The following is a 20,568-nucleotide window of genomic DNA, read 5'->3' as shown; positions in this document are numbered from 1 at the left end:
GTCGCGTCTCGGGGAGCGGGTTCCGTCCGGTTAGGGGACGACGCTGACATGCGTTCTCCCCGTTCGCCTCGTGCGGCGAGCGGACCACGTGAGTCCGTTCACGGTGAAGCGCCCTGTCCGACCCTCGGGTCGGGTGGGGCGCTTCGTCGTTCCGACGACGGCGCAACGGGTATCGCAACGGGGTGGTTCGGGGACACCCATGCTGGTCGAGTGGTCGCCGCAGACGGCTCATCGAGACCCGGCAATTCGGACCTGCATGCTGGTCGCGTAGTCGCTGCAGGCGGCTTATCGAGACCCGGACCGGGCGGGGCCTCAGTCCGCCGACAGCCTGAGCTGCGCGTCCAGCTCGTCCAGGGAAGCGATCCGGCGCACGCCCAGCTCGATCGCTTCGGGCGGCAGCTCGCGGCCGTGCTCGGGACCGCCGACGCGGTCGAGCCAGACGCCGCGCAGGCCCGCAGCGGCCGCTCCGACGGCGTCGGTGCCGAGCCGGTCGCCGACGTAGAGGGCCTCCTCCGGAGAGACCCCGAACCGCTCGCAGGCGATCGCGAAGATCCGCGCGTCGGGTTTGGTGACGCCGACGTCGCCGGAGGCGATCACGTGCTCGAAGCGACCGGAGAGGCCCGTGCCCTCGATCTTCCCCCGCTGGAAGTCGAGCACACCGTTGGTGATGACGCCGAGGCGGACCCCGGCGGCGTCGAGCCGGTCGAGGACGGGCAGCGCGTCGTCGTGGAGGGTCCAGGCGGCGACGTAGTGCTCGAGGTACCCGCGGAACCAGGAGCTCGCCTCCTCAAGAGACAGCGCGACTCCGGCCTCCGCGGCGAAGTCCGTGGCGCGCGCCCGGCGCTGGCCCTCGTAGTCGATCTCGCCCGCGAGGTAGCGGTGGTAGTGCTCCTCCTCGAGCAGGTGCCAGCGGCGCTGCACGTCGGCCGGCTCGCCGGCGTAGGCGGCGCCGAGCGAGGCGGCGTACGCGACGATCCCCTCCCGCACAGCGCGGGCATGGGCGAAGAGGGTGTCGTCGAGGTCGAAGAGCGCGAGCCGCAGCACGGCCGCCTCAGCGGACGCGGCGGAGGAGGCCGACGGAGTCGTAGACGGCGGCGAGCGTGCGCTCCGCGGTCTCGGACGCGCGGTCGGCGGCGAGGGAGAGGACCCGGTCGAGCTCGGCCGGGTCGGCGAGCAGCTCCGCGGTCCGCGCTCGGATCGGGTCGAAGGTGGCGGCGACCACCTCGACGAGGCCCTTCTTGAGGTCCCCGTAGCCGCGGCCCGCGTACTCCTGCTCCAGCGACTCGACGGAGCGGTCGGCGAGGACCGAGTAGATCGTCAGCAGGTTCGAGACGCCGGGCTTCGCCGCCCGGTCGAAGCGCACCTCCGACTCGGTGTCCGTCACGGCGCGCATGATCTTCTTCGCGGTCGCCTTCGGCTCGTCGAGCACGCTGAGCAGGCCCGCATCCGACTCCGCCGACTTCGACATCTTGGCGCCCGGGTTCTGCAGGTCGAAGATCTTCGCGGTCTCGCGCACGATGTGGGGCTCCGGCACGGCGAAGGTCTCGCCGAAGCGCGAATTGAAGCGCGCGGCGAGATCGCGGGTGAGCTCCAGGTGCTGGCGCTGGTCCTCGCCGACCGGCACCGCGTCCGTCTGGTACAGCAGGATGTCGGCCGCCATCAAAATCGGGTAGGTGAACAGGCCCACCGAGGCGGCCTCAGCGCCCTGCTTCGCCGACTTGTCCTTGAACTGCGTCATCCGGCTGGCCTCGCCGAAGCCGGTCAGGGTGTTGAGGACCCAGGCGAGCTCGGCGTGAGCGGGCACGTGGGACTGGATGAAGAGGGTCGAGCGCGCGGGGTCGATGCCCGCGGCGATGTACTGCGCGGCGGTCGCGCGGGTGCGCTCGCGGAGCTGCTGCGGATCCTGCGGGACCGTGATCGCGTGCAGGTCGACGACGCAGAAGTAGGCGTCGAAGTCCTCCTGCATCGCGACCCACTGGGTCAGCGCGCCGATGTAGTTGCCGAGGTGCAGCGACCCGGAGGAGGGCTGCATGCCGGAGAAGATGACGGGCTTGGCGCCCGGGGTGCTGGGAGTCATGGGTGGCCTCGAGGGGTCGGTTCGCGGGGGAGAGGGTCAGAGCTCGTAGTCGACGACCACGGGGGAGTGGTCGGACCAGCGGGTGTCGTAGGAGGCGGCGCGGTCGACCTCGTAGCTGCGGGCGAGGTCGGCGAGCGCGGGCGTGGCGAGCTGGTAGTCGAGGCGCCAGCCGGTGTCGGTGTCGAAGGCCTGGCCGCGCTGCGACCACCACGTGTACGGTCCGGGCACCTCGCCCGCGAACCGGCGGCCGAGGTCGACCCAGCCCAGTCCGGCACCGGCGTTGTAGTCCGGGTCGCCCTCGGCGCCGACGAAGCGGTCGACGTAGGCCCGCTCCTCCGGGAGGAAGCCGGCCTTCTTGACGTTGCCCTTCCAGTTCTTGATGTCGAGCGTGCGGTGGCCGACGTTGAGGTCGCCCATCACCACGGCGAGCTCGCTGTGCGCCTGGATCTCGGGCAGGCGCGCCTCCATCGCGTCGAGGAAGCGGTACTTCTCGACCTGCTTGGGGGTGCCGACCTCGCCGGAGTGGACGTAGGTGGAGACGACGGTGAGCGAGCGGCCGCCGACCTCGTAGTCGGCCTCGAGCCAGCGTCCGGCCGAGTCGAAGTCGTCGGCGCCGAAGGTCACGCGGTGGATCGTGGCGCGCCTGCGCGAGGCGAGAGCGACTCCGGCGCGCCCCTTGGCGGTCGCCTCGTCGTGCAGCACGTCCCACTCGTCCCCGAGGAGCCCCGTGAGGTCGTCCGTGGAGGCGCGGACCTCCTGCAGGGCCAGGACGTCGACGTCGCGGGCGGCGAGCCAGTCTCCCATCCCCTTGCGGTAGGCGGCGCGGACGCCGTTCACGTTGACGGAGGCGATGCGGAGGGTGCTGCGAGTCACCGGAGCAGTCTATTCGGAGCCGCGGAGCGGGCCGCCCGGCAGCGCTCGCACCCCGGAACGCGGAAGCCGGCGGCCGCCTCGCGCGACTCCCTCGGAGAGGGGGAGGAGCGCGGAGGCGACCGCCGGCGGGACCGCTCAGGACGGTCGGTCGGAGGGGATCAGGCGGGGACGGCCTGCGCGGTGGCGGGCTCGGGCACCTCGGCGACCACGGGGGCGCGCTTGATGCTCTTCGCGATGATCACGCAGACGGCCGTGACGACCATGCCCACCAGGATGGCGACCAGGTAGAGGATCGGCTGCCCGACGAGCCCGGTGACCCAGACTCCGCCGTGCGGGGCGCGGAGGGTGGATCCGAAGAGCGCGACGAGCGCACCCGTGACGGCCGAGCCGACCATGGCGGACGGGATCACGCGCAGCGGGTCGACCGCGGCGAACGGGATGGCCCCCTCCGAGATGAAGGACGCGCCCAGCAGGTAGGCGGCCTTGCCGTTCTGGCGCTCGGCGTCGGTGAACAGGCGCTTGCGGAGCGTCGTGGCCAGGGCCAGACCCAGCGGCGGGGTCATGCCGGCGGCCATGACGATCGCCATCACCTTGAACTGCACGGAGTTCGGGTCGCCGTCGGCGGGGACGGAGGCGAGGCCGGTGGTCGCGAAGGCGTAGGCCACCTTGTTGACCGGACCGCCCATGTCGAACGCCATCATCAGGCCGAGGATGATCCCCAGGATGATCAGGTTGCCGCCCGAGAGGCCCGAGAGCCAGGACGACAGGCCCTCGCTCAGTGCGCGGAGCGGCGCTCCGAGCACCACGAACATCAGGAAGCCGGTGATGAAGGTCGCGATCAGGGGGATGATCACGACGGGCATCAGCGACTTGAACGCCGCGGGGAGCTTGATCCGCGAGATGTAGAGGGCCGCGTAGCCGGCGATGAAGCCGGAGGCGAGGCCGCCCAGGAAGCCCGCGCCGACGGTGACCGCGACCGCGCCGCCGAGGAAGCCCGGCGCGATGCCGGGACGGTCGGCGATGCCGAAGGCGATGAAGCCCGAGAGCACCGGCACCAGGAACGCGAAGGTCGCGCTTCCGATGAGGAACATCACTCCGGCCCAGTCGGTGATGTTCGCGACGTTGAAGCCGTCGTCGATGATCTGCTGGGCCGTGAAGTCGACGATCCGGTAGCCGCCGAACAGGAACGACAGCGCGATCAGCAGACCGCCTGCCGCGACGAACGGGATCATGTAGGAGACGCCGGTCATCAGGTTCTGGCGGATGCGCGTGCCGACGCCGACCTTCTTCGGCGCGGCGGGGGCCGCGGCCGGAGTCGAGCGGGCGGGGGCGGACGCGGCGGAGCCGGAGCCGCGGAGGGCCAGAGCGCGGTCGAGGACCTCGTCCGGCTTGGAGAGGGCCTCGGCGACGCCCACCTGGAGGATCGGCTTGCCGGCGAAGCGGTCCTTGCCGCGGACCTCGAGGTCGGCGGCGAGGATGACGACGTCCGCGGCGGCGATGTCGGCCGCGGTCATCTCGTCCGAGCCGGCCGCGCCCTGGGTCTCGACCTGGATCGGGTAGCCGCGCTTCTTCGCGGCCTGCTCGAGCGCCTCCGCGGCCATGTAGGTGTGGGCGATGCCCGCGATGCAGCTGGTCACGGCGACGAAGCGCGGGCCGGAGGCGGGGCTCGCGGCGGGCGCGTCCTGCACCTTCGCGACGGCGCGGTCGATGACGTCCGCCGCCTTCGCGAGCGCCTCCGACGTGCCCACCTCGAGGGTGGGCTTCCCGGCGAAGCGCTCCTTGCCGCGGACCTCGAGGTCGGCGGCGAGGATCACGACGTCGGCGTCGGCGATGGTCCGGTCCGACATGGGATCGGAGCCCGCGGCGCCCTGGGTCTCGACCTGGATCTCGTACCCCTTCTTCTTCGCGGCCTGCTCGAGGGCCTCGGCCGCCATGTAGGTGTGCGCGATGCCGGCGATGCAGCTGGTGACGGCGACGATCCTCATGAGACGACGACCTCTCGGGCGATGATGTCCGCGACCTCCTGGCCGCTGGCGGCGGCGCGGAGGGAACCGGTGAAGGACTCGTGGATCAGCTTGCGGGCGAGCTGGGCGAGGATCTTGAGGTGCGCCTGGTCGGCGCCGTCCGGAGCCGCGATCAGGAAGATCAGGTCGGCCGGGCCGTCGGGGGCCCCGAAGTCGACGCCCTGCTTCGCGATGCCGACCGCCACGCTGGGCGAGACGACGTGGGAGGAGCGGGCGTGGGGGATCCCGATGCCGCCGGGCATGCCGGTCGCCATCTGCGACTCGCGGTCGCGGACGTCGGCGAGGAAGCCGTCGAGGTCGGTGACGCGGCCGGCGTCGGCGAGCGTCTTCGCGAGCTGCGCGGTGGCCTCGTCCTTCGTGGCGGCGGTGAGGTCGACGATGACCGTCGACGCCTCGGTGAGAGCAGTCATGCGCTCAGTTCTCCAATCGGGAGGGTGGGGTCGGGGTTCTCGACGACGGAGACGTCGTCGAGGCGGAGGGAGTCGGGACCCGGGGCTTCGCTGCCCGGGAGCTGGACGGCGGCGGTACCCCACGCGACTGCTGTCGCGAGGCGCTCCGCCTCCGTGGCGTCGACGGCCGAGAGGTAGCCGGCGAGCGTGCTGTCGCCGGCGCCGACGGTGCTGAGGGGCACGACGGCGGGGGCGCCCGCCCACCACGACGCGTGCGCCGTGACGAGGAGGGCGCCGTGCTCTCCGAGACTGACGAGCGCTCGCGCGTCGGGCAGCTGCAGGAGTTCACGGGCTCCGGCGACGACGTCTCCGACCGTCGTCAGGGAGCGGCCGAGGAGCTCCTCGAGCTCCTCGAGGTTGGGCTTCACCAGGGTGGCGGTGCCGGCCGCGATGATCGCGGTCAGGGGGGCTCCCGAGGTGTCGACGGCGAGGGGGACGCCGAAGTGCAGGGCGAGGCGGCCGAGGGCGGGGTAGAAGTCCGCTCCCAATCCCGGGGGGACGCTGCCGCAGGCGACGAGCCAGCGGGGCGAGGCCGAGACGTGCTCGCCGATCAGCTCGGAGAGGGCGTGAGCCTCCTCCTCCGTGACGGCGGGGCCGGGCTCGTTGATCTTGGTGGTGCGGCCCGTCCGGTCGTCGACCACGGTGATGTTGGTGCGGATCGGGTGGGCGATCGCCGCACTGGCCGAGCGGACTCCGGCGGCCCGGAGCATCGTGGACAGGTCGAGGCCGGTGGAGGCGTCGGCCGGGTAGACCGCGGTCGCCTCGACGCCGTTGCGCGCGAGGGCACGGGCGACGTTGACGCCCTTGCCGGCCGGGTCGCGCCGCACGTCGTGCGCGCGGTTGACCTCGCCGACGGCGAAGCCGCTCGTGGAGAGGGTGACGTCGATGCTCGGGTTGGCGGTGACGGTGACGATCATGCGCGGACGACCTCCGGGCCGGCCGACTCGATGTCGTCGGCGAGCTCGTCGTCGACATCGGCGTCGGTGATGACGGTGTCGACCGCGGACAGCGGAGCGACGTGCCCGAAGTCCTGCCGGCCGAACTTCGAGTGGTCGGCGAGGACCACGACCCGGCGCGCGGAGGCGATGATCGCGGACTTGACGACGGCCTCGTCGAGATCGGGGGTGGTGAGCCCGCGCTCGAGGCTGAGGCCGTTCGTGCCGATGAAGGCGACGTCCACCGAGACCGTGGAGAGGGCCTGGGCGGCCCACGGCCCGACGGCGGCCTGCGTGACTCCGCGCAGGTGCCCGCCGATGAGGTGGAGGTCGATGTTGGGCCGGCCGACGAGCGCCATCGCGACGGGGAGGGAGTGGGTGACGACCGTCAGCCGGCGGTCCAGGGGGAGCAGCTCCGCCAGCCGCACCGTGGTGGTGCCGGCGTCGATGGCGATCGAGCCGCCGTCGGGCACCTCGGCGAGGGCCGCGGTGGCGATGCGGTCCTTCTCGCCGGCGAGGTGTCCCTCGCGGGCGGCGACCTCGGGCTCGATGCCCAGCCGCTCGACGGGGATGGCTCCGCCGTGCGCACGGCGCAGCAGGCCCCGCTTCTCGAGGCTGGTGAGATCGCGGCGGATCGTCTCCGGCGTCACGGCGAGGGAGAGGGCGAGGTCGCGGACCTCGACGCGCCCGTCGGTGCGGGCGCGGTCCAGGATCGCCTGGTGCCGCTCCGGTGCGTACATGTGGACTCCGTCGTCTCGCCGTGGGTGGTGCGCCGGATCCGCGGTGTCGTTGCCGACCTCGGATCTGCGTTTACCTCTTTTTAGACCCGTTCGGGAGGGAAGTCAACAGAAACGGACAGACTCGGCAGGCGGAATCGGGCGCGGCGACGCCGGGAGGGACGCGAAGTAGTCCGCCGGGTCAGGCGGCGAGCTGCTCGAGCTCCTCCTCGAGCTGCGCGAGCTGGCGCTCCAGGCGCCGTCGTTTGAGGAGGGACGCCTCCGGCAGCGCGGCGCGAAGCCGCTCGCGCTCGGCCTCGGCGAGGGTGCGGCGGGCGGTGCGCAGCTGCTCCTCCCGCTCCTTCTCGCGCTCCTCCGGCGTGAGCTTGCGCGCCGAGATCCCGGCGTCGCTCATCCCGACGGAGATCCACGACGCGGCGATCAGGATCACCTGGCAGACGAGGTTGAACCAGATCAGCAGACCGATGAGGACCGCGAACGAGGCGAGCAGCGGATTGCGGGAGGCGCCGCCCAGCAGCTGCGTCCCGAGGACCTTGAGCGCGCCGAGAGCGATCCCGCCGAGCAGCGAGCCCGCCCAGAGGTTCTTCCAGGGGATCGAGATGCCCGAGAGGATGCGGAAGGAGCCGGCGAGCGTGCCCGTGTCCAGGGCGAGCATGATCAGCAGGCCGACCGCGCTGCCGGCGAGTCGGGCCGGCATCGACTCGCTGCCGATCCCGAGGAAGCCGAACGCCACGTCCACCAGCGAGGTCGAGAACACGGAGAGACCGGCCGAGACCAGCAGCACCGCCCCGAAGACCAGGGCGAGCCCCGCGTCCTTGAGCTTGAGCAGGACGAAGAGTGTCGTGGGTCCGGGGAGCGAGAAGAGCAGCCGGACCGCCTGGCGCAGGCTCCCCAGGAAGTTCAGCGCCGTCCAGAGCAGGCCGGCGGCCGCGATCGCACCCGTCCAGCCGAGGATCGACGAGTCGAGCAGGTCGTCGACCGACACGAGGGCGTTCTTCCCGCCGATCAGGCCGGGGACGGAGCGGGTCACCAGGTCGAGGAGGGAATCGCGCAGCACCGAGTCGTCGCGCACCCAGAAGCCGAAGACGGCGAAGAAGACGAAGAGCGCCGCGAAGACCGCGAACAGGGCCTGGAAGGCGAGTCCGGACGCGAAGAGGGGCCCGCCGGTCTCGGAGTAGTGGAGCATCACCCGCACCGGCCGCGTCCGCATGACCCGCTCGAACAGGCCCGGGATCCCGCGGGGAGTGTCGGCCGCCTCGGTCATTCCTCCAGCGTACTGAGGCCTCGCGGCGCTCCCGTGCACGCGCCCGCCTGCACGCTGGAACGCGTCCGGCCCGCCGGACCCGAGGATCCCGGCGGGCCGGACGCGTTCGCGAGGGGGAGGATCAGGCGCGGCCGCGGATGACGGCCTGCTTCACCTCGGCGATCGCCTGCGTGATCTGGATGCCGCGCGGGCACGCCTCCGTGCAGTTGAAGGTCGTGCGGCAGCGCCACACGCCCTCCTTGTCGTTGAGGATGTCCAGGCGCGCTCCACCGGCGTCGTCGCGCGAGTCGAAGATGAAGCGGTGGGCGTTCACGATCGCCGCGGGGCCGAAGTACTGCCCGTCGGTCCAGAACACGGGGCAGGACGACGTGCACGCGGCGCAGAGGATGCACTTCGTGGTGTCGTCGAAGCGGGCGCGGTCGGCGACCGACTGCACGCGCTCCTTGCCCTTGGGCGCCGGGGTGTTGGCGACCAGGAACGGCTGCACCTCGCGGTAGGAGGCGAAGAACGGCTCCATGTCGACGACGAGGTCCTTCTCGAGGGGCAGTCCCTTGATCGCCTCGATGTAGATCGGCTGCGAGATGTCGAGATCCTTGATCAGCGTCTTGCAGGCCAGGCGGTTGCGGCCGTTGATCCGCATCGCGTCGGATCCGCAGATGCCGTGCGCGCACGAGCGGCGGAAGGTCAGCGATCCGTCCTGGTCCCACTTGATGCGGTGCAGGGCGTCGAGGACGCGGTCGGTCGAGTACATCTCGACGTCGAAGTCCTGCCAGCGCGGCTCGGCGTCCACCTCGGGGTCGAAGCGGCGGATGATGAACGTGACGGTGAACGCCTCCGGGGCCGCGGGGGCGGCGGGCGGCTGCTCGAGGGTAGCGGTCGACATGGCTAGTACTTCCTCTCCATCGGCTGGTACCGGGTGATCACGACGGGCTTCCAGTCGAGCCGGATGTGGTCACCGGCGTCGGAGGAGTGGGCGTCACCGGAGAGGTACGCCATCGTGTGCTGCATGTAGTTCTCGTCGTCGCGCTTCGGGAAGTCGTCGCGCATGTGGCCGCCGCGGCTCTCCTTGCGGTTGCGCGCCGAGTAGACGACGACCTCGGCGAGGTCGAGCAGGAAGCCCAGCTCGACGGCCTCGAGGAGGTCGGTGTTGAAGCGCTTGCCCTTGTCCTGCACCGAGATGTTGCGGAACCGGTCGCGCAGGCGCTGGATGGTCCCCGTGACGGCCTCGAGGGACTCGTCGGTGCGGAACACCTGGGCGTTCTTGTCCATCTCGTCCTGCAGCTCCTTGCGGATCGAGGCGATCCGCTCGGTGCCGGTGGCGGAGCGGAGCGAGGCGAGCATGTCGCGGATCGCGCCGGCCGGGTCGGCGGGCAGGGGGGTGAAGTCGACCGTCTTGGCGTAGTCGGCGGCGTTGTTGCCGCTGCGCTTGCCGAAGACGTTGATGTCGAGGAGGGAGTTGGTGCCGAGGCGGTTGGAGCCGTGCACCGAGACGCACGCGCACTCGCCGGCGGCGTAGAGGCCGGGGACGACGGTCGTGTTGTCCGAGAGCACCTCGGCCTTGACGTTGGTCGGGATGCCGCCCATCGCATAGTGCGCGGTCGGCATGACGGGGACCGGCTCGACGACGGGGTCGACGCCCAGGTAGGTGCGGGCGAACTCGGTGATGTCGGGGAGCTTGGTCTCGAGGACCTCTGCGCCCAGGTGGGTGCAGTCCAGCAGCACGTAGTCCTTGTGCGGTCCGGCGCCGCGGCCCTCCGCCACCTCCTGGACCATGCAGCGGGCGACGATGTCGCGCGGCGCGAGGTCCTTGATGGTGGGGGCGTAGCGCTCCATGAAGCGCTCGCCCGAAGCGTTGCGGAGGATCGCACCCTCTCCTCGCGCTCCCTCGGTGAGGAGGATGCCGAGCCCGGCGAGGCCGGTCGGGTGGAACTGGAAGAACTCCATGTCCTCCAGGGGGAGGCCCTTGCGCCAGATGATGCCGACGCCGTCGCCGGTGAGGGTGTGCGCGTTGGAGGTGGTCTTGTAGATCTTGCCGAAGCCGCCGGTCGCGAAGATGATCGCCTTCGCCTGGAAGACGTGCAGCTCGCCCGTGGCCAGCTCGTAGGCGACGACGCCGGAGGGCTTGGCCACTCCGTCGACCTCGGTCATCACCAGGTCGAGGACGTAGAACTCGTTGTAGAAGTTGATGCCGAGCCGGACGCAGTTCTGGAACAGCGTCTGCAGGATCATGTGGCCGGTGCGGTCGGCCGCGTAGCAGGCCCGGCGGACGGGCGCCTTTCCGTGGTCGCGGGTGTGGCCGCCGAAGCGGCGCTGGTCGATCTTGCCCTCCTCGGTGCGGTTGAAGGGCAGGCCCATGTTCTCGAGGTCGATGACCGCGTCGATGGCCTCCTTCGCGAGGATCTCGGCCGCGTCCTGGTCGACGAGGTAGTCGCCGCCCTTGACGGTGTCGAAGGTGTGCCACTCCCAGCTGTCCTCCTCGACGTTCGCGAGGGCGGCGGCCATGCCGCCCTGCGCCGCTCCGGTGTGGGAGCGGGTCGGGTACAGCTTCGAGATCACGGCCGTCTTCGCCTTGGGGCCGGCCTCGATGGCCGCGCGCATCCCGGCACCGCCGGCGCCGACGATGACGACGTCGAACTGGTGGTAGTGGACGCCGTCGGGTCCGACGGTCTGCGCGAAGGCGCTCTGGTCGGCGCCGGTGTGGGAGTGGCCTGGTGTGCTCACGGGGTGGGTGCTCCGTCGTACGGGGATGGGAGGGGGAGGTGCCGGGACGCGGTGCCGCGGACCGGGAGGGGCGCGGGCCCCTCTCCGATCCGCGGCACCGTGGTCACGCTGCGCAGAAGGAGGGCAGCAGGTCCGCGGCGGTGCCGGCGGGGCACGGGTCGAACGCGAAGACGACCCAGGTGCCGAGCGCGATCAGCGCGACGACGGCGACGAGGATGCCGCCCTTGAAGGCCTTGGCCAGCAGGGGCGAGGTCGCGTAGTCGTTGACCAGCGTGCGCATGCCGTTGCCGCCGTGGATCAGCGCGAGCCACAGCATGAGGACGTCCCACCACTGCCAGAACGGGTTCGCCAGCTTGCCGCCGACGAAGCCGAAGTCGATGGCCTTGATGCCGTCGCCCAGCAGCAGGTTGTAGATGAGGTGCCCGAAGATCAGGACGATCAGCACGACGCCGGAGGCGCGCATGTAGATCCAGCCCCACTTCTCCCAGTTGGTGCCTGAGGAGCGGGTCGGGGTGTGCGGAGTCCGCGGTGCGGCGACGGTGCTCAATGCGCACCCCCCTCGCTGAAGACGTTGATCAGGTGGCGCGGCGCGAAGCCGAGCATCAGCACGACCCAGAGGCCCATGACGACCCAGAAGAGGACGCGCTGATTGCGGGTCGCCCAGCTCCAGAAGTCGACCAGGATGATCCGCAGGCCGTTCAGCGCGTGGAACGCGATGGCGCCCACGAGGCCGGTCTCGCCGAGTCCCATGATCGGGTTCTTGTACGTGCCGATGACCGCGTTGTACGCCTCGGGGCTCACGGCGATGAGAGCGGAGTCGAGGACGTGGACGAGGAGGAAGAAGAAGATGGCGACACCGGTGATCCGGTGGAGCACCCACGACCACATGCCTTCGCGACCGCGGTACAGGGTGCCGGCCGGACGCCGGATCTTCCCCTGCTTCCGGGGTGCGAGGGTTTGAGCAGCTTGAACTGACACGAACAACCCTCCCTGGTTGTGCTCCGACGGCCTGACCTGTTCCCACGTCGCGTGGACGGGGACGGGGCGGGGAGCGACGAGAAACTCGCCCTCCGATTCTAAGCGCGCTCGCAGGCGGGCGCGGCTTAGGCGAGCCTTAGCTGCGGGGCAGGGCGAGGGCGGGCGCCCCCGCGGTCGCGTAGTGCGCGAGGAGCTCGTCGGTGAGTGCGCTCCAGGTGCGGTGGAGCACGCGGCGGCGGCCCGCCTCGCCGAGCCGGGCGCGCAGTGCGGGATCTCGGACCAGGCGCTCCACCTGCCGGCGGAGGTCGGAGTCGCTCTCGGGCGCGTAGAGCAGGCCGTCCACGCCGTGCTCGATGAGGTCGGTGGGGCCGCCCGCGTGCGGCGCGACCACCGCGGTACCGGACGCCTGCGCCTCCTGGACCGTCTGGCCGAACGTCTCCTCCGTGCCGGTGTGCACGAACACGTCGAGCGCGGCGAAGACCGCCGGCAGCCGGTCGCCGTCGAGCCGGCCGAGCATCCGCGCCGCCGGGCCGAGGGCGGCGGCGACCCGGGCGGAGGAGGGGCCGTAGCCGCCCACGACCAGCTCCGCGTGCGGGAGGGAGGCGAGCGCCGCCATCCGCTCCACCCTCTTCTCGGGGGAGAGGCGCCCGATGTAGCCGACGAGCGCGTCGTCGGCGCCGAGTCCGGCACGGACGGCCTGCGCGTAGGGGGAGGAGCGGCGGCGCGGGTGGAAGCGCTCGCTCTGCACGCCGCGGCCCCACAGCGCGGTGCGCTCGATGCCGGCGGCGGCGAGGTCGTCGAGGGCGCTCGTGGAGGGGGCGAGGGTCAGGTCCGCCCCGGCGTGGATCTGGCGGATCACCCGCCAGGCGAGGGCGCGGGCGCCGCGGATGCCGTAGCGGGCCGCGAATCGCGCGACGTCCGTCTGGTAGATCGCGACACTCGGCACCCCGAGCCGGCCGGCCGAGGCGATGGCGCGGGCGCCGAGGAGGAAGGGCGAGGCGACGTGCACCACGTCGGGCTCGAAGTCGGCCAGCTCCCGGGTGAGGGCGAGCGTGGGGATCCCGACCGGGAAGTCGCGGTACGCGATCGCCGGGTGCTCCACGACGCGGTGGCCCGCGTAGTGGCCCGGCGCCCCCGCGGCCGGGCAGACGACGAGCGCCTCGATCCCGCGCTCCGCGAACTCGTCGAGCACCCGCAGGACGCTCGTGGTCACGCCGTTCAAGGACGGCAGGAAGCTCTCGGTGACGACCGCGACTCTCACGCCCCGGACGCTACGGCGGCGGGATGAACGGCGGCGCGCGCTCGGGTGAACGGACGGTCGCGCTCGGGCTCCCTTGTATCCTGCGGACATGACATCACCTGAGACCGATGGCCGCGCCCCGCTCGACCGCTTCTACAGCGTGATCCCCGCCGGCGGGATCGGCTCGAGGCTGTGGCCGCTCTCCCGGGCCGACGCCCCGAAGTTCCTGCACGATCTGACGGGATCGGGACAGACCCTCCTCCGCGACACCTGGGACCGCCTCGCGCCCATCTCGGGCGCCGACCGGATCATGGTCGTGACCGGGCGCGCGCACCGCGCCGCCGTCGAGGAGCAGCTCGAGAGCCTCGAGGACCTCAACGTCGTCCTCGAGAGCGAGCCGCGCGACTCGTCCGCCGCGATCGGTCTGGCCGCCGCCATCCTCGAGCGCCGCCAGCCGGGCGTGATCATCGGCTCGTTCGCCGCCGACCACGTCATCAGCGGTCAGCAGCTGTTCCACGACGCGGTCGCCGAGGCCGTCGTCGCGGCGGACGCGGGCTACATCGCGACCATCGGCATCACGCCGACCGAGCCTGCCGTGGGCTTCGGCTACATCCGCACGGGGAAGCACCTCGGGATCGACGGGGCGACGCACACGCTCGCCGTCGACTCCTTCGTCGAGAAGCCCGACGCCGACACCGCGCGCGCCTATCTCTCCAGTGGTCAGTACCTCTGGAACGCGGGCATGTTCATCGCCCGCGCCGACCGCCTCCTCGAGGAGCTCGGCCGCGCCAAGCCGAAGCTGCTCGCCGGACTGCTCGAGCTCGCCGCCGCGTGGGACACCCCGGAGCGCGGCGCGGTCGTCGACCGCATCTGGCCGGGCCTGGAGAAGATCGCGATCGACTACTCCGTCGCCGAGCCGGCCGCGGCCGCGGGCAAGCTGGCCGTCGTGCCCGGCCACTTCTCCTGGGACGACGTGGGCGACTTCGCCTCGATCGCGAAGCTGCACTCGAGCGGACTCCGCTCGGACCTCGCCATCCTCGGCGAGGACGCGCGTGTTCTGGCCGACTCCGCGACGGGCATCGTCGTCAGCGGCGGCAACCGCACCATCGCCCTCATCGGAGTGAAGGACATCGTCGTCGTGGACACCCCCGACGCGCTCCTGGTGACCACGACCGAGAACGCCCAGAAGGTCAAGGGCGTCGTCGACGCCCTGCGCCTCTCCGGCCGCACCGACGTCCTCTAGCCCTCCGTCCCACCCGTCGAAGCGCGGCCCTCCCCTCGGAGGCGCCGCGCTTCGCCGTTCCGCTCCTCGCCGTTCCGCCCCTCGCCGTTCCGCCCCTCGCCGTTCCGCCCCTCGCCTCATGCGCGTGCGGCGGTCCTGATACGCCGTTCGCGCGGCCACTCGACCACCCTTGATGAGGGCCTCGGCCGTCGCCCTGGGTGCTGGTGGCTGGGTCTCGATACGCCGCTTCCGCGGCAACTCGACCACCATGGAGGAGCATCGCGTCGAGCCCGACCGCGCGCAGCGCGGAGCTTCTCCGAACGCCTTCGACATCCGGCAGCAGGGGAGAGGGCCGCGAGCCGGAATCGCGTGCCAGCGATTCAGGCCAGCCCGACGCGACCCGCTCTGCGGAACGCACCCGTCGCGAAGCCGACCGCGCCGAGCCGCTCCGCGGCTCGGAATCGAGCCCAGCCGACCGCGCCGAGCCGCTCCGCGGCTCGGAATCGAGCCCAGCCGACCGCGCCGAGCCGCTCCGCGGCTCGGAATCGAGCCCAGCCGACCGCACCCCGCGACACGCTCCGCGTGTCGCGAAGATCAACACTGTGTAACGCTTCCTGAGGTCTACCGTCCGGGCGGCTGAGCGGCTTGTCACATTGGGTAACGTGTGGGAATCGACGCCCTGCTGCGCTCGTCGCGCGGGGCCGCATTCCTGGAGGACGACATCTTGACTATCACCTCGCGTAAGGCCGCGTTCGGCGGTCTCGCCGCCCTCGGCGTCACCGCGCTTCTCGCCGGTTGCGCCTCCGCCCCCGAGGAGAGCGGCTCCAGCGCCGCCGCCGGTGGCGACTTCCTGCCCTGCATGGTCTCCGACGCGGGCGGGTTCGACGACAAGTCGTTCAACGAGCTCGGCTACAACGGCCTCGTGAAGGCCTCGGAGGACCTCGGTGTCACGCCGAAGACCGTCACCTCGGAGTCCGAGACGGACTACGCCCCGAACCTGACCAGCCTCGTCGACCAGGGCTGCAACCTGATCATCACCGTCGGCTTCGCGCTGGCCGAGGCCACGTCGGCCGCGGCCGAGGCGAACACGGACATCGACTTCGCGATCATCGACGACGCGTCGATCGACCTGCCGAACGTCAAGCCGATCACCTTCGACACCTCGCAGGCGGCGTTCCTCGCCGGCTACACGGCCGCGTCGTACTCCAAGACCGGCGTCGTCGGCACCTACGGCGGCCAGCAGTTCCCGACCGTCACGATCTTCATGGACGGCTACGCCGACGGCGTGAAGTACTACAACGAGCAGAAGGGGAAGGACGTCAAGGTCGTCGGCTGGGACGTCGACGCGCAGACCGGCTCCTTCACCGGCGGCTTCGCGGCGGGCGTCGAGGCCAAGTCGGCCGCGCAGTCGCTGATCGACCAGAACGCGGACGTCATCCTCCCCGTCGGCGGTCCGATCTTCCAGTCGGCGATCGAGGCGATCCGCGACTCCGGCAAGGACATCGCGATGGTCGGCGTGGACGCGGACCTGTACGAGACCTACCCCGACGGCGCCGACCTGTACCTGACCTCGATCCTCAAGGGCATCGAGGCCGGCACGACCGACGTCACCAGCTCCGCCGGAGCCGACGACTTCGACCCCACTCCCTTCGTGGGCACCCTCGAGAACGACGGAGTCGGCATCGCGCCGTTCCACGACTTCGAGTCGAAGGTCTCGGGCGACCTGCAGGGCGAGCTCGACACCATCAAGGCGGGCATCATCGACGGCTCCATCACCGTCACCTCCCCGTCCGCTCCCGCGGCGTCCTAGCCGCTTCCTCGAAGAGGCCGGCGGGCCCGAGCACACCTCGGGCCCGCCGGCCTCTTCGTCGGTCCGGCGGGCGGATCGGCTCCGCTGCGTCCCTCGATCCCGGCCGACGGCGCATCGTGGCGCGAACCGAAAGTTAGATTGGTCCCATGAAGCTCGAACTGCGTGGCATCACGAAGCGCTTCGGCGCGCTCGTGGCCAACGACCACATCGATCTCACCGTCGAACCCGGCGAGATCCACTGCCTCCTCGGCGAGAACGGCGCGGGCAAGTCGACGCTCATGAACGTGCTCTACGGCCTGTACCAGGCCGAGGAGGGGGAGATCCTGCTGGACGACGCGGTCCAGCACTTCTCCGGTCCGGGTGACGCCATGAAGGCGGGCATCGGGATGGTCCACCAGCACTTCATGCTCGTCCCCGTGTTCACCGTCGCCGAGAACGTCATGCTGGGCCACGAGGAGACGAAGGCCGGCGGGCGCCTGGACCTCGCCGCCGCGCGCGCCCGGGTGCGCGAGATCTCGGACCGCTTCGGCTTCGACGTGGATCCCGACGCCCTGGTCGAGGACCTCCCCGTCGGCGTGCAGCAGCGGGTCGAGATCATCAAGGCCCTCTCGCGCGACGCCCGGGTGCTCGTGTTCGACGAGCCGACCGCGGTGCTGACCCCGCAGGAGACCGACGAGCTGATCGCGATCATGCGCCAGCTGCGCGCGGCCGGGACCGCCATCGTCTTCATCACGCACAAGCTCCGCGAGGTGCGCGAGGTCGGAGACCGCATCACGGTCATCCGCCTCGGCAGAGTCGTGGGGGAGGCGTCGCCGACGGCGAGCAACGCCGAGCTCGCCTCGCTGATGGTGGGCCGCGCCGTCGAGCTGACGGTGCAGAAGGAGCAGGCGGTGCCGGGCGACGAGGCCCTCGTCGTCTCGAACCTCACCGTGCGCGACGCCAACGGCCAGGCCGTCGTCGACGACGTCTCCTTCGAGGTCCGCCGCGGCGAGATCCTCGCGATCGCGGGCGTGCAGGGCAACGGCCAGACCGAGCTCACCGAGGCGATCATGGGCCTGCAGGAGCGGGTCGAGGGCTCGGTGACCCTGGACGGTCGCCGCCTCGACGGACTGTCCGTGCGCCGCGTCCTCGAGTCGGGGGTCGGCTTCGTCCCCGAGGACCGCACCGAGGACGGTCTGGTCGCCGAGTTCACGATCGCCGAGAACCTCATGCTCGACCGCAGCGACCGCGGTCCGTTCGTGAAGGGACTGGGCCTTCGGCTCAAGGAGCTCGAGCGCTTCGCCGAGGAGCGGGTGCGCGAGTTCGACGTGCGCGCCCAGGGGATCGGCACCCACGTCGGCCGCCTCTCCGGAGGCAACCAGCAGAAGGTGGTGCTCGCGCGCGAGCTCAGCCGGGAGCTGCGGCTGTTCATCGCGGCGCAGCCCACCCGCGGCATCGACGTCGGCTCCATCGAGTTCGTCCACAAGCGCATCGTCGAGACGCGCGACACCGGGGTCCCCGTGATCGTGGTGTCGACCGAGCTCGACGAGGTCGCGGCGCTCGCCGACCGCATCGCGGTCATGTACAAGGGCGGGATCATCGGCATCGTCCCCGCCGACACGCCTCGCGAGGTCCTGGGGCTCATGATGGCCGGGCAGACGCCCGCCGAGAAGGGAGCGGCGGCGTGAGCGACGCGCAACTGCCCGCGGTCGATCCCGACGCGGAGACCGAGAAGGCGTCCGGGCTCGAGCCCGGCCAGAAGCCGGATCAGGAGGTGCGCTCCGGCCCGCTCGAGAGCGGCGCCTCCCGCGTCCTGCGCGAGATCCTCTCCGGCACCGCGCTGATGTCGGTGCTCGCCGTGCTGCTCTCCCTCATCGCGGGCGGCGTGCTGATCGCCGCGACCGACAAGGACGTCCAGGCGGCGTCGGGCTACTTCTTCGCCCGGCCGCTCGACACCCTGCAGGCGATCTGGCAGTCCGTCTCCGGTGCCTACTCCTCGCTCTTCCAGGGCTCGGTCTACAACTTCCGCCGCGAGGGCTTCGCCAACGGCATCAAGCCGCTGACCGACACCCTGGCCTTCGCGACCCCGCTGATCGCCGGCGGCCTCGGAGTGGCGCTGGCCTTCCGCGTCGGCCTGTTCAACATCGGCGGCCGCGGCCAGATGCTGATCGCCGCCGCCTGCGCGGGCTGGGTCGGCTTCTCCTTCGACCTCCCGTGGGGCGTGCACCTGATCGTCGCGCTCGCCGCCGGCATCCTGGGCGGCGCGCTCTGGGGCGGACTCGTGGGACTGCTCAAGGCCCGCACCGGCGCGCACGAGGTGATCCTCACGATCATGCTCAACTACGTCGCGTTCTACCTGATCTCCTACCTCCTGCGGACGCCCGGCGCGCTGCAGGCGCCCGGCTCGAACAACCCGAAGTCGCCCGGGATGAAGGAGACCGCCGTCTTCCCGGCGCTCCTCGGCCCCGGCTACTCGCTCACGCTCGGCTTCGTCTTCGCGGTCCTCGCGACCGTGTTCGTCTGGTGGCTCCTGAACCGCTCGACGATCGGCTTCAAGTTCCGCGCGGTGGGGGAGAACCCGCACGCGGCACGGGTCGCGGGCATCGACGTGAAGAACAGCTACGTGTACGCGATGCTGCTCTCCGGCGGCCTGCTCGGCCTCGCCGGCAGCGCCCAGGTGATGGGGACGGTCACGACCGGCTTCACCTCCGGGATCGACGCGGGGATCGGCTTCGACGCGATCACGGTCGCGCTGCTGGGCCGCTCCCGACCCTGGGGCGTGTTCTTCGCCGGCATCCTCTTCGGCGCCTTCAAGGCGGGCGGCTACTCGATGCAGGCCGCCGAGGGCGTGCCGATCGACGTGGTCCTCGTCGTCCAGTCGCTGATCGTCCTCTTCATCGCCGCACCGCCGCTGGTGCGCGCGATCTTCCGCCTCCCGACGCCCGGGGCCGCCCCGAAGCGCCGCACCCGCCGCACCTCGGAGGTGTCCGCATGAGCACCGCCGTCGCCACCGCCCCCGACCGCGTCGTGATCCGCAGCTGGAAGGCGCCGATCGCGTTCGGCGTCTTCGCGCTGCTCGCCGTCGTCCTCTTCGTGGCACTCGGCCGCGACGGGACGAGCTCGTTCCGCCTCGCCGCGGGGACCGACTTCTTCGCGCTGCCGGACATCCCGTTCCCGACGCGGGGGACGGGAGTGGTCGTCGCGATCCTCCTGGTCGGCCTGGCCGTCGCCTCGGCCGCGCTCACCCGCGCCGGCCGCCGGATCCCGCTCTGGCTCTCGGCGGTCTTCGCCCTGGTCTTCCTGATCGGGTTCCTCGTCTGGGCGTCGGCCGGTGCCGCGCTGCCCGTCTCGGGACTGCTGCTCGGGACCGTCGGGCTGGCCACTCCGCTGATCTTCGGCTCGCTCGGCGGCGTCATCTCGGAGCGGGTCGGAGTCGTCAATGTCGCGATCGAGGGGCAGCTGCTCGCCGGCGCCTTCACCGCGGCGATGGTCGGCTCCCTCACCCGCCAGCCGGTGCTCGGCCTGCTCGCGGCGATGGTCGCGAGCGTCCTGGTGTCGTTCGTGCTGGCTGCCTTCGCGATCAAGTACCTGGTCGACCAGGTGATCGTCGGAGTCGTGCTGAACGTGCTGGTGACCGGCCTGACGAGCTTCCTCTACTCCCAGGTCCTCTCCGCCGACGCGTCGACGTTCAACTCGCCGGTGAAGTTCGACCGCCTCCCGATCCCGGTGCTCAGCCAGGTGCCGATCGTGGGCGCCGTCCTGTTCAACCAGACGGTGATCGTCTACCTGATGTACTTCGCGATCTTCGCGGTGTGGTGGGGCCTGTTCAAGACCAAGTGGGGCCTCCGCCTGCGCGCCGTCGGCGAGCACCCGCAGGCCGCGGACACCGTGGGCATCGATGTCGCCCGCACGCGCTTCTGGAACGTCTCCCTCGCCGGGGCGATCGCCGGAGTCGGCGGCGCGTACTACACGCTCGACGCGGTCGGCGCGTTCGGCAAGGAGATGACCGCGGGTGCGGGCTTCATCGCCCTGGCCGCCGTCATCTTCGGCCGCTGGGACCCGATCAAGGCGACGCTCGCGTCGCTCCTGTTCGGCTTCGCGACCAACCTGCAGAACGTGCTCGGCGTCATCGGCTCGCCCGTGCCCAGCGAGTTCATGCTGATGCTGCCGTACGTCGTGACGATCTTCGCGGTGGCCGGTCTCGTCGGCCAGTCCCGCGGACCGGCCGCCGCCGGCAAGCCGTACCTGAAGTCCTGAGA

18 protein-coding genes are annotated in these 20,568 nt (G+C 71.3%); 5 read left to right on the top strand and 13 right to left on the bottom strand.

Annotation, left to right across the window (positions count from 1 at the left end; genetic code table 11):
* Nucleotides 1-312: 312 nt before the first annotated feature.
* From C5C49_RS03170 to C5C49_RS03110, 13 genes are all read right to left on the bottom strand, one after another.
* Entirely contained in the window at nt 313-1,044 is a 732-nt protein-coding gene (locus C5C49_RS03170) for an HAD family hydrolase (protein WP_104345387.1), read from the bottom strand.
* A 7-nt stretch (nt 1,045-1,051) separates the two neighbouring features.
* A complete protein-coding gene (trpS, locus tag C5C49_RS03165; RefSeq protein WP_104232840.1) occupies nt 1,052-2,077 on the bottom strand; it encodes a tryptophan--tRNA ligase in 1,026 nt (341 codons plus the stop codon).
* 36 nt (nt 2,078-2,113) lie between these two features.
* The gene (locus tag C5C49_RS03160) at nt 2,114-2,950 is read right to left on the bottom strand and encodes an exodeoxyribonuclease III (RefSeq protein WP_104223192.1); all 837 of its coding nucleotides are present in this window, start codon (nt 2,948-2,950) and stop codon (nt 2,114-2,116) included.
* A 158-nt stretch (nt 2,951-3,108) separates the two neighbouring features.
* Entirely contained in the window at nt 3,109-4,935 is a 1,827-nt protein-coding gene (locus C5C49_RS03155) for a PTS fructose-like transporter subunit IIB (RefSeq protein ID WP_104345386.1), read from the bottom strand.
* A complete protein-coding gene (locus C5C49_RS03150) occupies nt 4,932-5,384 on the bottom strand; it encodes a PTS sugar transporter subunit IIA (RefSeq protein WP_097166616.1) in 453 nt (150 codons plus the stop codon). Before C5C49_RS03150 ends, C5C49_RS03155 begins: the two co-directional genes overlap by 4 nt.
* Complete coding sequence (locus C5C49_RS03145; protein ID WP_104223191.1) at nt 5,381-6,340, bottom strand: 1-phosphofructokinase family hexose kinase; 960 nt, start codon at nt 6,338-6,340, stop codon at nt 5,381-5,383. The genes C5C49_RS03150 and C5C49_RS03145 overlap by 4 nt, the downstream gene beginning before the upstream one ends.
* The gene (locus C5C49_RS03140; RefSeq protein ID WP_104226423.1) at nt 6,337-7,098 is read right to left on the bottom strand and encodes a DeoR/GlpR family DNA-binding transcription regulator; all 762 of its coding nucleotides are present in this window, start codon (nt 7,096-7,098) and stop codon (nt 6,337-6,339) included. The genes C5C49_RS03145 and C5C49_RS03140 overlap by 4 nt, the downstream gene beginning before the upstream one ends.
* Nucleotides 7,099-7,276: 178 nt before the next feature.
* Complete coding sequence (locus C5C49_RS03135) at nt 7,277-8,359, bottom strand: YhjD/YihY/BrkB family envelope integrity protein (RefSeq protein ID WP_104223189.1); 1,083 nt, start codon at nt 8,357-8,359, stop codon at nt 7,277-7,279.
* A gap of 121 nt (nt 8,360-8,480) precedes the next feature.
* A complete protein-coding gene (locus C5C49_RS03130) occupies nt 8,481-9,242 on the bottom strand; it encodes a succinate dehydrogenase iron-sulfur subunit (RefSeq protein ID WP_068254543.1) in 762 nt (253 codons plus the stop codon).
* A 2-nt stretch (nt 9,243-9,244) separates the two neighbouring features.
* The gene (gene sdhA, locus C5C49_RS03125; RefSeq protein ID WP_104232891.1) at nt 9,245-10,981 is read right to left on the bottom strand and encodes a succinate dehydrogenase flavoprotein subunit; all 1,737 of its coding nucleotides are present in this window, start codon (nt 10,979-10,981) and stop codon (nt 9,245-9,247) included.
* A 202-nt stretch (nt 10,982-11,183) separates the two neighbouring features.
* Complete coding sequence (locus C5C49_RS03120) at nt 11,184-11,627, bottom strand: succinate dehydrogenase hydrophobic membrane anchor subunit (protein WP_104223187.1); 444 nt, start codon at nt 11,625-11,627, stop codon at nt 11,184-11,186.
* Complete coding sequence (gene sdhC, locus C5C49_RS03115; protein WP_374952907.1) at nt 11,624-12,058, bottom strand: succinate dehydrogenase, cytochrome b556 subunit; 435 nt, start codon at nt 12,056-12,058, stop codon at nt 11,624-11,626. The genes C5C49_RS03120 and sdhC overlap by 4 nt, the downstream gene beginning before the upstream one ends.
* A 136-nt stretch (nt 12,059-12,194) precedes the next feature.
* Nucleotides 12,195-13,319 carry a glycosyltransferase family 1 protein gene (locus C5C49_RS03110; protein ID WP_181065415.1) on the bottom strand — a complete coding sequence of 375 codons (1,125 nt, stop codon included), beginning with the start codon at nt 13,317-13,319 and terminating at the stop codon, nt 12,195-12,197.
* An 88-nt stretch (nt 13,320-13,407) separates the two neighbouring features.
* Between C5C49_RS03110 and C5C49_RS03105 the strand changes: the two genes are divergently transcribed.
* From C5C49_RS03105 to C5C49_RS03085, 5 genes are all read left to right on the top strand, one after another.
* Entirely contained in the window at nt 13,408-14,541 is a 1,134-nt protein-coding gene (locus C5C49_RS03105) for a mannose-1-phosphate guanylyltransferase (protein WP_104223184.1), read from the top strand.
* Between the two features lie 703 nt (nt 14,542-15,244).
* Nucleotides 15,245-16,330 (top strand): BMP family protein, encoded by a 1,086-nt coding sequence (locus C5C49_RS03100; RefSeq protein WP_104232890.1) that lies wholly within the window; start codon nt 15,245-15,247, stop codon nt 16,328-16,330.
* A 146-nt stretch (nt 16,331-16,476) separates the two neighbouring features.
* A complete protein-coding gene (locus C5C49_RS03095; RefSeq protein WP_104223182.1) occupies nt 16,477-17,997 on the top strand; it encodes an ABC transporter ATP-binding protein in 1,521 nt (506 codons plus the stop codon).
* The gene (locus C5C49_RS03090; RefSeq protein ID WP_219812170.1) at nt 17,994-19,304 is read left to right on the top strand and encodes an ABC transporter permease; all 1,311 of its coding nucleotides are present in this window, start codon (nt 17,994-17,996) and stop codon (nt 19,302-19,304) included. Before C5C49_RS03095 ends, C5C49_RS03090 begins: the two co-directional genes overlap by 4 nt.
* Nucleotides 19,301-20,566 (top strand): ABC transporter permease, encoded by a 1,266-nt coding sequence (locus C5C49_RS03085; protein ID WP_104255401.1) that lies wholly within the window; start codon nt 19,301-19,303, stop codon nt 20,564-20,566. The genes C5C49_RS03090 and C5C49_RS03085 overlap by 4 nt, the downstream gene beginning before the upstream one ends.
* Nucleotides 20,567-20,568: the final 2 nt, after the last annotated feature.

Source organism: Rathayibacter sp. AY1E2 (genome assembly GCF_002932325.1).
Lineage (GTDB): Bacteria > Actinomycetota > Actinomycetes > Actinomycetales > Microbacteriaceae > Rathayibacter.
The sequence above is the reverse complement of the archived record's forward strand: the minus strand, read 5'-3'. Positions and strand labels throughout refer to the sequence as shown.

What these genes read in the sequence shown, in the direction of transcription:
- trpS (WP_104232840.1), bottom strand. Translation starts at nt 2,077, where the DNA reads ATGACTCCCAGCACCCCGGGCGCCAAGCCCGTCATCTTCTCCGGCATG.
- C5C49_RS03105 (WP_104223184.1), top strand. Translation starts at nt 13,408, where the DNA reads ATGACATCACCTGAGACCGATGGCCGCGCCCCGCTCGACCGCTTCTAC.
- C5C49_RS03135 (WP_104223189.1), bottom strand. Translation starts at nt 8,359, where the DNA reads ATGACCGAGGCGGCCGACACTCCCCGCGGGATCCCGGGCCTGTTCGAG.
- C5C49_RS03085 (WP_104255401.1), top strand. Translation starts at nt 19,301, where the DNA reads ATGAGCACCGCCGTCGCCACCGCCCCCGACCGCGTCGTGATCCGCAGC.
- C5C49_RS03145 (WP_104223191.1), bottom strand. Translation starts at nt 6,340, where the DNA reads ATGATCGTCACCGTCACCGCCAACCCGAGCATCGACGTCACCCTCTCC.
- C5C49_RS03155 (WP_104345386.1), bottom strand. Translation starts at nt 4,935, where the DNA reads ATGAGGATCGTCGCCGTCACCAGCTGCATCGCCGGCATCGCGCACACC.
- C5C49_RS03140 (WP_104226423.1), bottom strand. Translation starts at nt 7,098, where the DNA reads ATGTACGCACCGGAGCGGCACCAGGCGATCCTGGACCGCGCCCGCACC.
- C5C49_RS03130 (WP_068254543.1), bottom strand. Translation starts at nt 9,242, where the DNA reads ATGTCGACCGCTACCCTCGAGCAGCCGCCCGCCGCCCCCGCGGCCCCG.
- C5C49_RS03095 (WP_104223182.1), top strand. Translation starts at nt 16,477, where the DNA reads ATGAAGCTCGAACTGCGTGGCATCACGAAGCGCTTCGGCGCGCTCGTG.
- C5C49_RS03150 (WP_097166616.1), bottom strand. Translation starts at nt 5,384, where the DNA reads ATGACTGCTCTCACCGAGGCGTCGACGGTCATCGTCGACCTCACCGCC.